General features: G+C 42.8%; 12 protein-coding genes. 4 read left to right on the top strand and 8 right to left on the bottom strand.

The features are described 5' to 3' along the window. Positions 1–48 precede the first annotated feature (48 nt). The 4 genes from AHMF7616_RS12140 to AHMF7616_RS12125 form a co-directional block, all read right to left on the bottom strand. Positions 49–912 (bottom strand): hypothetical protein, encoded by an 864-nt coding sequence (locus AHMF7616_RS12140; RefSeq protein ID WP_147275671.1) that lies wholly within the window; start codon positions 910–912, stop codon positions 49–51. A 342-nt stretch (positions 913–1,254) separates the two neighbouring features. Continuing rightward, positions 1,255–1,977 (bottom strand): methyltransferase family protein, encoded by a 723-nt coding sequence (locus tag AHMF7616_RS12135; RefSeq protein WP_115373125.1) that lies wholly within the window; start codon positions 1,975–1,977, stop codon positions 1,255–1,257. Positions 1,978–1,986: 9 nt separating this feature from the next. Further along, positions 1,987–2,733, bottom strand: coding sequence for a carboxy-S-adenosyl-L-methionine synthase CmoA (cmoA, locus tag AHMF7616_RS12130; RefSeq protein WP_115373124.1), 747 nt, complete (start codon positions 2,731–2,733; stop codon positions 1,987–1,989). 191 nt (positions 2,734–2,924) lie between these two features. Next, entirely contained in the window at positions 2,925–3,410 is a 486-nt protein-coding gene (locus tag AHMF7616_RS12125; protein WP_147275670.1) for a hypothetical protein, read from the bottom strand. A gap of 271 nt (positions 3,411–3,681) precedes the next feature. Between AHMF7616_RS12125 and AHMF7616_RS12120 the strand changes: the two genes are divergently transcribed. Continuing rightward, positions 3,682–3,888, top strand: coding sequence for a hypothetical protein (locus AHMF7616_RS12120; RefSeq protein ID WP_115373122.1), 207 nt, complete (start codon positions 3,682–3,684; stop codon positions 3,886–3,888). A 114-nt stretch (positions 3,889–4,002) separates the two neighbouring features. Here AHMF7616_RS12120 and AHMF7616_RS12115 read toward each other — a convergent pair whose 3' ends face one another. Beyond that, positions 4,003–5,463 carry an APC family permease gene (locus AHMF7616_RS12115; protein WP_115373121.1) on the bottom strand — a complete coding sequence of 487 codons (1,461 nt, stop codon included), beginning with the start codon at positions 5,461–5,463 and terminating at the stop codon, positions 4,003–4,005. Between the two features lie 530 nt (positions 5,464–5,993). On the opposite strand from AHMF7616_RS12115, the gene corA reads away from it, so the two are divergent. Then, positions 5,994–6,947 (top strand): magnesium/cobalt transporter CorA, encoded by a 954-nt coding sequence (gene corA / locus AHMF7616_RS12110; RefSeq protein ID WP_115373120.1) that lies wholly within the window; start codon positions 5,994–5,996, stop codon positions 6,945–6,947. Positions 6,948–7,097: 150 nt separating this feature from the next. On the opposite strand, the gene AHMF7616_RS12105 is transcribed toward corA, so the two are convergent. The 3 genes from AHMF7616_RS12105 to AHMF7616_RS12095 form a co-directional block, all read right to left on the bottom strand. Continuing rightward, entirely contained in the window at positions 7,098–7,571 is a 474-nt protein-coding gene (locus AHMF7616_RS12105; RefSeq protein ID WP_115373119.1) for a hypothetical protein, read from the bottom strand. A 233-nt stretch (positions 7,572–7,804) separates the two neighbouring features. Further along, a complete protein-coding gene (locus tag AHMF7616_RS12100) occupies positions 7,805–8,884 on the bottom strand; it encodes a malectin domain-containing carbohydrate-binding protein (protein WP_115373118.1) in 1,080 nt (359 codons plus the stop codon). After that, entirely contained in the window at positions 8,845–10,590 is a 1,746-nt protein-coding gene (locus tag AHMF7616_RS12095; RefSeq protein WP_115373117.1) for a Kelch repeat-containing protein, read from the bottom strand. Before AHMF7616_RS12095 ends, AHMF7616_RS12100 begins: the two co-directional genes overlap by 40 nt. Before the next feature lie 720 nt (positions 10,591–11,310). Here AHMF7616_RS12095 and AHMF7616_RS12090 point away from each other — a divergent pair. After that, a complete protein-coding gene (locus AHMF7616_RS12090; protein WP_115373116.1) occupies positions 11,311–13,740 on the top strand; it encodes an autotransporter outer membrane beta-barrel domain-containing protein in 2,430 nt (809 codons plus the stop codon). 104 nt (positions 13,741–13,844) lie between these two features. Beyond that, positions 13,845–15,317 carry a T9SS type A sorting domain-containing protein gene (locus tag AHMF7616_RS12085; RefSeq protein WP_158546153.1) on the top strand — a complete coding sequence of 491 codons (1,473 nt, stop codon included), beginning with the start codon at positions 13,845–13,847 and terminating at the stop codon, positions 15,315–15,317. Positions 15,318–15,488: the final 171 nt, after the last annotated feature.

Raw genomic sequence — 15,488 nt, 5'->3', positions numbered from 1 at the left:
AAACAGAGTTGAGTGGGTTTAGTAATTAAAAAATATGGAAGTGTTATTTTAAATTTTCTGAGCTACGGTAACCGAACCAGCGCGGGTGGCCTGGAAATTTATTTGGTCTACTGGAGCGTTCACGGGTTCCAGGAGCATGGCGGTTTGTAGGTTATAAGTTAAGGTGCTGCTTACCTGGAACAGAATATCTTTATTGGTTTTAGTAATAGCTTTTGCGGAGTAGATTTTAATTGGTATTACCTGGTTCGCTTTAATCAAATAATCTTCCCGGATATTATTTGCTACCGCCAGGTACTCGGGAAATTGCGCCTTTACGGATAAATGGCGGAGGTAACAATCAAATTTATTCGGATTGGCTACTTGCACCGTGAACACAACTTGCAAATGCTGAAAGCCAATTTCTTCGGTAGCCAGGTTTGTAATTTGGGGGGCTACCAGCACCGGAATGGAAAATGGTAAAACTTCCTGCGTATTGATTGAACATTTACCAATAAACGGAATCTGACACTGCATTTTAAAACCAGCATTTACCGGTTGATTGTCTTGTAATTGGTGTTGGATCGCGGGAAGCGCCTGGGTATAGTTTAAGTTACCGGTTAAAATTATGGGCTGCATTTTGTTACGCGGTTGGGTTGTAACCGGTTGATTTCCCTGGGCCAAGCGTTTGTTGTACAAACTTAAAGTGTATTGCAGCGAATTGATCTGTACCGGCAATAAGGGCGCATTGGCGCTTAAATGTAGTTGCCACGATGCTTGGTTATCTTTAACCAGCAGGTTGCTTATTCTTACAAAACTTATTTCCGGCGCAAAGTAACTGAGCAATTGTGTTCGGGGCATAAAGGCGTAAGTACCTAAACCAGTTAGTATAACCAGTACCAGTACAAACCCCAGTATTTGCCAAACTTTTCTCATGTGCGTTGTTGCTCTTATTTTTGCTTTCCGGTAATTTAATTCAAGAATCAAAAGCAGAAAACTAAAACTTAAATAGGTGGGTATACGCCAGTAAGACATGAGAAGGAACGTATTAACCACGGAAAAATTAAATGGGCGAAATACGAAATTTCATTAATCCTGATCTTTATACCACTGGCTTTTACAAGTTCTAGCGAATTAAAAGTGCAAAAATTTAAAAAATATTAAAAAAGTAAGCCGAAACACTTTCCAGAAATGTAAAAATGCTTCGGCTTAAATTGTTTGTTAAACCTGGGTAAAAATATCTGAAATTTAAAAAAAGCTTAACTAAACCGGAAGTTATCAGGCAACCATTTTCCCGGTTTTCTTCAGGTATTTCACAAACAAGTAAACAACTAATAATACCGGTAAAATAATGTAAAGCAAACCATTACGCGTATCGGTGCTGAAGTCGGTTAATTGTGGGTACTTAAATAGTAAGATTAACGTAATACCAACCAACCACACAAATTGCGTATTGTATTCTTTTAAAATCCAGCGATTCGCGTTAAAGTGCATGCCCTCAAAAGTTTTGCTTATTCCTTTAAAGTTCGGTATCCAACGGTTTACGCGGCGGCAATACGCATCAAACTGAGATCCAAATTTATTCCGCAAAAAGTTTTCCTCGGCCAGCACAATCGCCTGGTAAATAAACAGGAAAAGCGGAATCAGGATGCCTACATAAATGAGAGAATTAGATAAGATCCCGACTCCCAAGAGCATTAAAATATTACCCACGTACAATGGATTGCGGCAATGATTAAAAATGCCTTGGGTAACTAATTCTTCGGCGTATACTTTTTTATCTTTTCCGCCCCGGATTATATAAGCTAGACCAATGGTGGCACCCCGGATCGCCTGGCCCGCAATGGTTACGGTTAATCCCAGAATAATCGGCCACCAATAATAATTGTCCCCGAACATATCGGGGGTAAAAATATCCGGCGACGGAATAAACAAAGCCAGATATAAAAATATAAAAAGCAGGTTGCGGTATTTAAAAAAGAAATTACCTATGGTTACCATGTTCAGATGTTATTTTTTTACCGCAATCAGGCCCGAGAAATTATACCATTTAAAAAAAACTTCGCAGTGCGCAAAGCCAGCATCGCGCAGCATGTGTATGTTTTCGGATAACTTATAAGGAATAAGCACGTTTTCGAGCGCTTCGCGTTTCTGCGAAATTTCCAGTTCGCTGTATTGGTTACGGCGTTTGTGGTTGTAATAATACTTAATAAACTCCCGGTTAAACACGCTGTCCTCGGCCAGAATTTTCTCCACCAGAATTAACGCCCCGCCGGGCACTAAACCGTTTAAAATGGTTTTTACTAATTTTTCGCGGAATATCGGCCGCACAAACTGCAAGGTTAAGCAAAGCACGACTACCGACGCCTTTTGGATATCTACGTTTACGTTTAAATCCGCTACTTGCAAATCGTAAGGTCTTTCAAAACCGGCTTCTTTTAGCTTAGAATCACACTTCTCCAGCATTTCTACGGCATCGTCTACGCCAATAAATTTTATATCCGGTGGTATCAGGGTATTCATGCCAATCATGGTGGTACCAGTGGAGCAGCCCAGGTCGTATACGTTGGTGCCGGGTTGCACAAAATCAGCGGCCAGTTCGGCCGTCATGCGCTGCATTTCGCCGTAAAAAGGCACCGACCGGTTTACCATATCGTCGAAAACGCCGGCTACCTTGGCGCTAAATTTAAAATCCGATACTTTATTGATTTCGTCTTTAAAGACTTCGTCTTTTTCCTTTTTTACTTCTGAAGACATAATTATTATCCGGAAAAATAAATTAAGAGCTGATTACTAGTGTTAAACTGCTTAAAAATTTAAAAAAATGGCCCAACGGAGGCATTATTTAAACACCATAAAACTCTGGCTGCCATTCGGAAAGTTGGCAATTTAAGTAAATTTTGTGGTAGCCAAGGCGAATGCTTTAAAATATTGTCGGTTACCGCGGGCTAATTAAATTTAGTAGTATTGCTGTAATAATGCACAATGCCTTCTTTGGTATTGGCAATTTCGCCGTAGGTAAGCGTAATGTTTTCGCCGTTCCATTCCAGTACATTATCAAAAGATTCTACCCAAGGGTAAAGGCGTTCTCCTTCGCCGTATAAAGATTCGAGTAAGGTTACAAACTCGCGGCTGTTTTCCACGCCGTTTAAAGTGATAAAAACGTGACTCAGCCGGTCTTTGTAAAAGGCGTAAGTTATGTCGGCAAACTCCACGCCTTTCATGGTCATTACATCGGTTTTGCGCCGGTAGTATTTGGTATTCCCTTCTTGTTCGGTAAGCACCAGGTTCCGGAACGACTTTACCGAGGCTCCAAATCGAGCATCCCGGAAACCATTTTTCTTTTCTAACTGCGTTATTGTTTGGCCCGAAGCCGTATACATCGGAATAAAGCAGGCTATTAGCAGCCATTTAAAAAATCGAGTCTTCCCCATTTGCTTTCGTCTGTTTCGGGCAAAATTAACTATTTATTTTTTGCAAAGTAGAATAGGGCTAAATACGCGTTTATATTTTTTTTACTAAGCTGCTCTATTTATTCGAAATTTTATTTAGGTAAATGGAATTAATTATAAAAAATATAGGTTTATTAGGGAATACTTAGATATATTATAAAATTCTTTGGAATAGTTTGTATCTTTGTAAAACCAAGTCAGAAAAATAAAGTATAATCCAGAATAAGAATATTTCTCTAAAAACAGGAAAATTATGACTAGTCTTTTGGACTCCGACTCGAAAAACCTTACTAAAACCATTACTAAAAATTGGTTGTTTGTGCAGGAAATAAACGCCGTACCGGTTTCGGGATCTGGCTGGAACGAAGATTATCAACCCGCCAATAAGTTTCTTTACTTTTCGGAAGTATCTTCTACTGTTGCGGATAAAAAATTAGCCAAGGTTAATTGCTTAAACTAACTACGTTTGTGAGTTCTAGTAATTATTGCCGCTATAAATTTAAAAATACATAACAAAAAGGCCCGCTACTGTTTAGTAGCGGGCCTTTTTGTTATTGGCTATAATTTGGCCAATTTAATTAACTACCGGCACTTCTTTAAATTGCTTCCGGAAAATGTAATAAACCGGCACGCCTAAAGCTACCAGAATTAGCCCTGCGCCCGCGTAAGCTGGTTGAAATAGCAATAAAACCAAGCAAATACCAGAGGTAAGCACTACGTATAAAGCCGGTAATACGGGGTAACCTAAGGCTTTGTAAGGGCGGGGCCGGTCGGGTTGGGTGCGGCGTAAAACAAAAATCCCGATAATGGTGATTATGTAAAAAAGCAATACGGCAAACATCACGTAGTTTAACATGTCGCCGTACTTACCCGAAACGCAGAGTAAACAAGCCCAGGCGGTTTGGCAATACAAAGCTACGGCGGGTACGCCATTTTTATTTAAACGCGCCAACTGCGGGAAAAATAAACCATCGCGGGCAATGGTGTAGTATACGCGCGCCCCGGAAAGCATAACGGTATTAATGCAACCAAACGTGGACACCATAATTAAAAATGCAATAAACAAGGTAGCTTTGGGGCCACCCACCGCTTCGGCTACGGCTGTTCCCACGCGGTCGTCGGCGGCAAACTGAATGCCGCGGCTCATTACGGTAGTTCCTTCGGGCGAACCCTGCAAAGGCAGCACCAGCAAGTAAACCACATTTACCAATACGTAAAGTACCGTAACCACAATGGTACCGATCACCATGCTTAAAACAATGGTACGTTTGGGATTGACAATTTCATCGCCCGAAAACCCGATGACGTTCCAGCAATCGCTCGAAAACATAGAACCAATCATGGCCAGGCCAATGGCAATTAACAATCCCGAACCAGCCAAAGGCAGTGGGGTAGGAGCCGCATTGGTTACCTGATTGGCTTGCCACAAATTCGCAAAATTTGTCTGTACAACATTGGCATCCATCCCGAAGGCAATACCCAGCACTATTAAGGCCAGCAAAGCCAGAATTTTGGTACTACTAAATATGTTTGCAATCCATTTTCCGCTTTTTACCCCACGCGCGTTAATAAAGTTAAGCAACAGCAATACGCCAACCGCTAACAACTGCACGGTAGTAAACGGAAACTCGCCAACCGTAAACAAAACGTTGGTTTCGGAAAACCAAGGCAAAAAAACGCCGGTAAAACGGGCAAAGGCCATGGCAACTGCCGCAATAACGCCGGTTTGAATTACCAGAAAAAGGGTCCAGCCGTACAAAAAGGCCACCATTTTATTATAAGCCTCGCGCAGGTACACGTACTGTCCGCCCACATTCGGAAACATGGATGAAAGCTCGCCGTAGCTAAGCGCCGCAATGATGGTAATAAAACCGGCCAGCAACCAGACCACCAGCAGCCAACCCGCCGAGCCTACCAGACGGGCAATATCGGCGCTCACAATAAAAATACCGGAGCCAATCATGCCACCGGTAACAATCATTACTGCGTCGAATAATTTAATTTCTCGTTTAAAACCAGGGGAATTTTCTGCCATATAGATGCGCTTACGACTAAATGCTAATTTGATAAAGGAAAGATACTGCGATTTTCCGGAAGGAAAAACAGGTTATACCAGGGTGGAAATAGGTTGACCTTTAAAAATTTAAAAAAATGCTTTGCTCGTTAAAGTGTACAGAATAAGTTTTAAATACGGGCAATTAGCTCTTTTCGGAAGACTAGTTTGAAATAATACAATAAGGTTTATTCCATTTATTTCGGTAAAAATACTCGAACAAACAGCTGCCATAATTTACTGGGGATATTTAAACCGCCCGGTTAATTTGTAAAGTTAAATTTAAGACAACATAAAGGGCCATTCCGGTTGTTAAAAATATCCAGTACTTTGGGAATTTCCAGAGTAATTTGGCAAACTTAACTCAAAAATGAATAAGTTTGCGGCAGATTTTTGGCATTTAAGTTTATTGGAAATTTACTGCTTGACAGCCTTTCCAATATACCTTTCTTAGAAAGGAGGTAATCTAAAGTCTACCCTAATAATGGCCTTTTTACAATCAGACGTATGTCATGATCAGAAGCTTTTACATACAGGATAACGAATTGCACTGGGAGAAAAATCCAACTAAATTTTTCCCCGACGGTGATAAAGAAATTGTTTGGGTAGATTTGCAGTCTCCTTCGGCGGAAGAAATGAAGCAAGTGGAGAAACATTTTGGCATTGAGTTTTTTACGGCTCAGGAAGCCGCCGAAATTGAAAGTAGCTCGCGTTATTTTGAAGACAGCAGCGGTTTTGAAGCCAACAGTGCTTTTGTGGTGTACGAAGGCGCATCGTATACTACCCGGCAGGTTTCTTTTATTTTAAAAGACGATTTACTGTTTACGTTGCGCCGGGCTGATTTAAAATCGTTTGCCGAAACCGTCCGGAAAATTAAAACTTTTAAAAAAGGTACCACTACCAAAGCCATTCAAATCTGGTTACTGCTCCTGGAAACCCAAATAGATTACGATGCCGATTTTATTGAATACCTGACCCGCACCACCAATACAGTTAGTAGAAAATTGGTAAAAGAAAAATCGGTGCAGGAAGAAAACCTATTGCGCATTACGGAACTGCAGGAAAACACCATTCTGATTCGGGAAAGTATCGTGGATAAACAACGCCTGGTTTCGTCGATGATCAAAAGCTTTCAGGTGGAAGAACCGGAAAAAGAAAGGCTGCGCATTGTTATAAAAGATATAAACTCTTTGTTGCAGCACACGCAATTTAGTTTTGAACGACTGGAGTACTTGCAGAATACTTTTCTGGGTTTGGTGAATATAGAACAAAACCAGGTAATTAAAATTTTTACGGTAGTTACCGTTATATTTATGCCGCCTACGCTGATTGCCAGTATTTACGGCATGAACTTTCAGCACATGCCCGAACTAGCCTGGCAAGCCGGCTATCCCTACGCTTTAGCCTTAATGGTGCTCTCGTCGCTAGCGTTTTTATGGTATTTCAGGCGCAAAAAATGGCTTTAATGTTAGATGCTTGCTTTTAGATGCTAGACCCTGGATTTAAAAACTTTAGGCATCTGTGCATGGCTTACTTCAAAACGGCTACTTATTATTTTAATGTAATTTATAAGTATTTAAACAATAATTCTAGCATCTAGTGTCTAGTGTCTAATACTACTTACGGGTAGCTTTTACTTGCCACAAAACAGGTTGGCTTCGGTAAACCACCGTATTCTGTCCGGTCATGTTGCGGCCCTGAATGGTACCGATTAAAGTAAAAGGAATATTGCCTTCGGGCGTAATTACTTCTCCTTCGTAAATAAAATTAGAGCCATTAAGTTGGGCTTTTTTAATGGCCATTTCATTTTCGGAGCGCATGCCGTTTAAAGTAATGGAACCGGTGTAACCGGCATTGCCGCCTCGCTGAATGGTTAACAAGCCCGTTACCGGCTCTTGCTGCTCGTTGGTCATGGTGTATTCCCACGTGCCGCTCAACTCAGCGTGTTCGGCGGGTTGGCTGTTTCCGGAGCCGGGAGCCTCCGCTTGGTTTGTTGCCGAAGCCGTTCGGGCCTTTTGACTGACACAACCGCTATCAACCATAAAATTTAAAAAAACAATCACTATTAAATAAGAGTAAAGTGGTTTCATAATATTCTAATTTCAAAACTAATATATAAATTTCTCTAATCAGTTTTTGCTTCCGGCCAACATATTCCCGCAAGGGTAGTTTCTGATTACACCAAGTGGGTTTGGCTGTTACCAGATATAAAATTTAAAAATTTTTAATTGTTAATGCTGTGATAAACAAAAAACAACCCTTGCTGCTTTTTTAAAAGCAAGGGTTGTTTTTATTCCGGTGAGTTAGGCCGAATTTTTAAAAATTACCGTATCAGCAACTTGGTTTGGGCGGAACCTGTTTGGTTAAAGGCCCGAATCAAATAAGTACCGGCACTAAGTTTACCGGTAAGCTGGTACTCCGTACGGGCAGTGCCAAATTCATCGGGCTTTAAAATGGTGGTATGCATAAGCTGCCCGGCCATATCGTAAATAGTTACGTTAATTTCCTGCTGCTGCGCGGCGTTGGTAAGCTCTAAAATAGTTTTATCGCCGACAGAGCTTGGATTTGGAAATACCTGTATAGTCAAGGCTTTTTTTCCAATGGGTTCCTGCTGGGTAATGGCTGAATCCAGATTTACGGGAGCCATGGCTTCTGCTTTCGCTACAGCTTCGTAAGTAGTAGTGGTTATGGTATCAGGTTTTACGGGTAACAAGCCCGCTTTAACCGTAATGGTAGTGGTAACCGTATGAATGGCGCGGGCATTATCTTTTACCAGCAGTTTAATTTGATGCGTACCTACTTTCAGGCTTACCGGATGGGTCATTCCATTTGCCAGATACCGGTTATTTACGTACCATTGGTGTAACACCAGGTATCCATCTTTATCATAAGAAGGCGTGCCGTTTAAGGTAACTTCCGCTTCACCCGCGGCGTTTGCCGTTACTACCCGGGAGCCGCCAATCTTGGCTACAGGTTCTTTATTTAGAGTAGCGTTTTTGTAGGGTATAATGGCAATAGCATTTATTTTGGCTTTATCAATCTGGTTTATAAAATCTAACTGAACGGAACCATCCGTAATGGTTACCGGAAAACTCCGGACAATGGTTTTGTTTTTACCGTTGGCCGCTGCGTAAATATCAAAGTTGGGCAATACAATTTGGCCTTCTAGTTTCACATCAAATTCCCGCGTATTAGGCCGGGTTTTACTGGATTCCACAAAATACAACTGCACCAGGTATTTACCGTTTGTAACAGGAACCCGGTATGTAAAATAATTATTAGGGCCTGGCCCGGTTCCAGTAGTAGTCCATTCGGTTTGGTAGATAGCTTGATTTAAATAATTATATTCAGCCCCCGTTACCTTTAAATTTGAATTCTGACTGCCGGCAGAACCTCTCTCCACGTAGTTTTTGCAATTACTACCAGTAGGGCAGCCCCCCAGATTATTCCTTTTATTGTTTGGGTATAGCCGCCCGCATTAATCCGGACGGTAGTTAATTCCGGCTCTTTTTGCCGGAAATGGGCGGTTATTTTACGATCTCCTTTTAAAAAAATAGTTAAAGGGTTTTGACTACCTGAGGCATCACCGGACCAATTAACAAAAGTGTAACCGTTGGCGGCTTTGGCCGTTAGCTTTACTTTTTCGCCATAGTCATAAATTTTTTTACTTGGCGATGTCGTAACGGAGCCGTTGCCGGTTTTGGTTACAGCTAAAAGCGAAGATCCTTTGGTAATTTTTAAATTTACGCAAAACTGCGCGTCGGCATAGGCCTTGCCGCTGCCAAATCCTTTGGCCGTAATAACAGCCTGATACGAGCCGGGAGCTAAACCGGCCGCCGCGATGGTTGCTTCTACGTAAGTACCCGAGGGCAAAGCGGTTCCAGCGGCGTTTTTCGTAATTTTAAGCCACGAGGCGCTCGATGATAAGCGGTATTGTTTTTCGCCTTCCAGGGTAAACAGTAGATTCTTGACTTTTATTTCCTCCTTACTTTCTACCTGCCGGGTAAAGCAATTTTCCAGAAAGCCTAATTTTAAAGCATTATGCCGGCCAAATGGCGCACTATACGTTTCGATAAGCGGAAGGTGCTTATTATAAGGCCGGCCGCCCGCCAAAATTAATTGTTTACCTATTACTTTGGCCGATACGGCCGTAAACGCCCGCGGTAAAGTAAAGGACGGCAGATCGGTCCAGGAACCCCGGCCATTATTCGCCTCCGGGTTAAAACGGGTAAAGTTTTTAGGACCTCCATCACCAGAAACCAGGTAAATTTTTCCGTCGGCTGCAAAAGTACTCGCTTCACAATGCGACCGAACCGTCGGTAAATCGGCTAATTGGGTCCATTTATCCGTAAGCGGATTGTATACGTGCGAATATTTCTGGTCCTGACCGCCCCCGCAATCGTGCCCGAACTGCCCGCCGAGCACGTACATCCTGCCATTAAATACAATGGTACTAAAATGATTCCGTTTGATAGGCATTGGGGCCAACTTGCTTTCCCAGGTGGTACGCTGCGGGTTAGCCAGCCATTTATCTACGTCCAGCGTTAGATGATACTGATCTTGGTCGCTTTTGCAGGTAGTATAAATAAAACCACCTACAACGTGAATGGTGCGCCCGATGAGGGCTGCGCCGCCACCTCCCCACGGAATTGGTTTGCCGGTTACCGGATGCTTTAGCTCGGGGCCTTTTGTCCAGTTATTCTGAGTTACATTATAAATCCAGACTTCGCTGGTGAGGGGCCCCAAGGTGCTATCTAAACGGCCGCCAATGTGCCAGATTTTATCATCCACAACCACAATGCCCTGGTGCGTAACGGTTTTTCCGGTGGGCATCGGTGCCAATAATTGCCATTTATTTTGAACTGGATCGTACACCTCCGGCACAGGTTCTACCAAAGGCCAGGTACCAATTCCCCCAAAAGAATACATTTTATCTTGGTACAATACATTCACCATTTCGGCGCGTGGTTTATACGCATTTTGCTGCCGGGTCCATTGGGCGAAAGAATACGGCGCCTGCAGCAGTAACAGCAATAAAAAAAGAAAGCGGTAAAAAAATGGCAAGTTACGAACCAGCTTCTGGTTTTTAACCAGGTAAAAATGTGACATAATAGTTTTAAATAAATAAGGTTTAACAACAAGTAACAGGCATTTACAAGGCAAAGCTACTATTGTCTTACTTTTAATTTATTTATAAGTTGAACTTAATAACTACTAATTCGGAATAAGATTTAAAACTAACCGAAAACGATCGGGATAGCGGAAAATAAAGCAGCAACCCAGGTAAAATTTAAAAATTAATTTTAAAGCGGTTTATGTCTTATTATTAACAAGCAGCAGGTAGTAGAAAGCTAAAACGTATACGAAGGCAAATTTTTAAAGGGAACTCACCTGGTTGTTAAAAAACCCTGTAATTTTATTGGAAGCAATTCTTTCTAAATTTAAAATTTCTCCTGCTCTTTCATTTACCAACCCGTTTGTTTGATTTAAGTTTTAACCCAGCAGGAGGCCGGTATCATCTGGGCTTTTGAACAAACTCTTCTAATTTTAGATCTGGCCCTGGTTAATGATTGTACCATACCAAATAGAAAAGAAATGGCACAACAAAGAATTTAGAAATTCTTGGTAAACCAGAATTAGAGTTGTAAATTCATTTTATTTGTTTTTCATTTCTAGTGCTAAGGCTAACATTTTTCTAATTAATTGACTATTTTAGTTCTATGCTGCTACAAGCTGTTTTTTGTTTCTTCTGCTCCCGCCTTGTCATTCTTAATTGTAATAGCAAGGCAAACCGCTCTACATACTTATATACTTTAAAACCTGGTTGTTATGAATTTTTCAAAAGTAAAATTTGGAATTGTTTTAGTATTCCTCCTGAGTAGTAAATTGTTATTGGCCCAAAACACCGGGGTGAGCGATGAAGCCCGTACGCCGGATGCATCGGCGGTGTTGGATGTGTACTCTACTTCTAAAGGCCTGTTAGTACCCCGGGTAACGGAAGCGCAACGAACGGCGATTGCGACTCCAGCCTTAGGTTTACTCGTTTACCAAACCAATGGTACCACTCCGGGCTTTTATTATTATACCGGCACCACCTGGACTCCCATTGCCTCGGGTAGCGGCAGCCGCTGGAGCTTGGTGCCCAATACCACTGACATCTATTATGCATCGGGGTTTGTAGGCGTTGGGGTTACGAATCCGGGTAATCAGTTTGTAGTTAACAGTACATTAGAAATTCGCCGGCCCACCGTAACCGGGGCGGTTTCGCAGTTACTTTTTACAAATACCTCCGGTTCGGGTGATTTCCGGATTGGCAGCGATGGTGGCGATTTTTTCTGGCAGGGTGGGGGTAGCCGCAGCTTGCAAATGGGATCTTTTCATGCTACTGTTATTTACGGTGACCGCCAGGCGGGTGGCTTTCCTGGTTTTATACCGAGCACCACTTATCCTAATCGATCGGTTGTAATTAGTAGCTCCCGGATTGCTAGTATCCCACTTTCTATTCAGGGCGCTTCGGCTAGTCAAACGGCCAATCTCACCGAGTGGTTAAATTCGGCTGGCACAGCCATCAACGTGGTAAATAATGCAGGCAACTTGGGGCTGGGAGTAATCGCACCAACGCAAAAACTGGATGTTGCCGGCAATTTTAAGTTAACCGGGGCCTTTATGCCGAATGATCAGCCCGGTACCACCGGTTATGTTTTGCAATCAGCCGGTGCAAATGCTGCTCCCGTGTGGGCCGATTTGAGTGTGGCAACTAGCGCTCTTAGTTGGACTCTCGGAGGTAATAACCTTTCTGGTATTCGTAATTTAGGCACAACCACCAATTTTGATTTGCCTCTTATTACAAACAATACTGAAAAAATGCGGATTTCGGCAACTGGGAACATTGGCGTGGGTGCTACTACTTTTGATGCTACCAACCCGGAGAAGTTTTTAGTAAACGCCGGTACTACTACCTCCGTGAATGCCTTTGTGTCCCGGGGTAATATCAATAAATATTTTCAAACTAACATTCAAAATCTATCAACTGGCAACCAGGCTAGTTCCGATATAGTGGCTACGGCCAATAACGGAACCGAAACCACTTTTTTTGTGAATTTAGGTATTAATGGAAGTGGCTTTGTGTATGATCCGGCAAACAATTTAATTGAAACGGGTGGGGCCAACGATGGCTATTTGCTGTCGGCGGGTAATAATTTTCATATTGTTAATAGTAACGCTACCCGGGATATGATTTTTACAACCGGAGGAACTGCCGCGGTTAATGAAGCCATGCGGTTAACCGCGGCCAGAAATTTAGGACTTGGCGTAACCGCTCCATCGCAAAAGTTAGATGTAGCTGGTAATTTTAGATTAACCGGCGCTTTTATGCCGAATGGGAATGCCGGTACGGCCGGGCAAGTTTTGCAATCAGCTGGTGTTAATGCGTCGCCGGTTTGGGTAGCAGCAGGTGCTTTTTCGGGGTGGGCGCTTGGGGGCAACAGTGTAGCTGCCCTAAACACCTTAGGAACCACTACGGCTTTTGATTTACCTTTCATCACCAGCAATACCGAAAAGATGCGTATTTTGTCTACTGGTAATGTGGGTATCAACACGGCCACGCCTACCGAAAAATTAGAAATAAATGGAAATTTAAAAATTAACGCCGCAGCTGCTACTACACCCCGAAGATTGGTATTTGCCAATACTGGTGCCGATCCGGATGCTGTTATTGAAGTCAGGCCCGGAGGAGCTACGGAGCAGCAAGAAATGCTTTTTTACGTAGGAAATGATCCGGCTAATGCTTTTGGGCCCGATCGGATCCGGATGGTAGCGGAAGAAATTCGCTTTCAGAACTTTAACTCCGATGCGAATAGTACGCTAGCCAACGCCGAGTCGCAACCTGCTGGTTTAAATACCCGCATGATTATTACTCCTGCCGGTAATGTAGGTATTGAAACCACCACTCCTAATTCTACATTATCTGTTGATGGATCTTTAAGTATGGCCGTTACTACAGAAACGGGTAACTATACGCTTACCGCAGCTGACCATGTAGTAATTCACACGGGCATTATGTTTGGCGCTACTTTTACTTTACCGGCGGCTAATACCTGCCGCGGCAGAATCTACCGGGTTGTAAATCATGGAAGTACCACTGTTACCTTATCCGCAAACGTTATAACAGCTGTCAACACCTCTACTAACTCTGTAGCCGCTGGTAACGCCATTGAAATCATTTCGGATGGTACTAACTGGAGAAGAATTGGTAGTTAATGGGGGCCTTAAAATTTAAAATTATGCGGAAAAAGGATATGCGGTTTATGTTAAACTCTTCTGGACAGGTTTTAATACTGGGTTTGCTTTGTATAATGCCTTTCATGAGTGTAGCACAAGGTATAGCAAACAACGGCGGTAAAATAGTAGTAGGTACAGGCGCTTATCTCACTATTGCGGGCAACAATGCCAATCTCACCAATACCACAGCAGCGGGCACAAATGGTAGCATCGATAATAACGGTGCTATTACCTTGGCGGGTACTTTAACGAATAACGCGGGTAATAATGTATTTATTAACCCAAACGGCATAGGCGATGTGGTTTTTACCGGTACTACCGGGCAAGCCGTTGCAGGGTCGGCTCTTACGGTATTTGAGCGCTTTATTGTAAATAACGCCGCAGGGCTTACGTTGCAACAGAACACCGTTACTAATGCGCTTTCGTTAACGCAAGGACCTTTATTGTTAAACGGGCGCTCTTTAACTATAACCAACAATAATCCGGCAGCGGTGAGCCGTACGGCAGGTTATGTGGTGAGTGAGCAAACCAATAATTCGGGCAAAGTAATCTGGAATATGGGCAGTACTACCGGAGCGCATATTTTTCCATTTGGTACCGTTGCGGGTAGTTATATTCCTTTTACATTTAATTTAACGGCCGGTACCATCGGCAATGTAACGGTGGCCACCTACCCGAGCAATGCCGCTAATCAACCTTATCCCGTTACGCCTAACGCCGTTACCAATGTAAATGGCTGGGATGGTAAAGATAATAGTGCCAATACCGTAGACCGGTTCTGGCAAATTGATAAAGACGGAATTAGCGGCACCGCTACGCTTACTTTTACCGCTACAACGGCCGAAGTAGGTGCCGTAACTTTACTACGGGCGCAACGCTGGAACAGTGCCCGGCAGCTTTGGGACATTCCTTTACCCGGGCAAAGCAATACGGCAAATACCGCTATGGTGCCGGGCGTTACCAACTTTTCGCCCTGGACTTTATCTGGTAATAACTCGCCTTTGCCCGCAGAACTTGTTCATTTTTCCGCGGCAGTAAATCAATCGTGGGTAGACTTGCACTGGCAAACTGCGGCCGAAACAGCAGGTTCTATTTTTGCCATTGAAAGAACCCGCGATCTGGTGCATTACGAATCAGTAGCTGCTGTGAAAGGTTCAGGCAATATTCAACCGGCAAATTTGTATAAAGTGCAGGATAAAAAACCGCACGGTGGTTTATCGTACTACCGTCTAAAGCAAACCAAGGCTAACCAGAAAAGTACTTATTCCGAAGTAGTAGCAGTAAATGTAGCCGAGAAAACGGTATTTGCTGTGCAAGTATACCCTAACCCAACCGAAGAAATTTTAAATATTTCTATTTCGGGCACCAATAATCAGGAATATCTGGTGGTATTAACCGATTTAGTTGGGCAGCGTTATTACATGGGCAAAGTAATTACCGGAAAAGCCGGGCAAACCCTGCAATTAACTAAAACGCAGCACTTCCCGCCCGGCGTATTTCTTCTATCCGTAACGGGCAACGGCCATTTTTTTAGCAAGAAAGTGGTAGTGAAATAAGTGAACAGATAGGAGTAACCCAGATACAAGATTTAAAAGTGAATGCTGGCAGATAATGATCTAAAAACATTTTATCCTTAGAAGAGATTATGGGTAGAGACTGCCACCACTACTGCTAAACACAGCGAAGTATCACAAGCAAAATTTAAAAAAAGCAAAAGCGGGAAGATT

The sequence above is a fragment of the Adhaeribacter pallidiroseus genome (assembly GCF_003340495.1).
Taxonomy (GTDB): Bacteria; Bacteroidota; Bacteroidia; order Cytophagales; family Hymenobacteraceae; genus Adhaeribacter; species Adhaeribacter pallidiroseus.
Note: the sequence above shows the minus strand (reverse complement) of the source record. Positions and strands in the feature narration are given on the sequence as shown.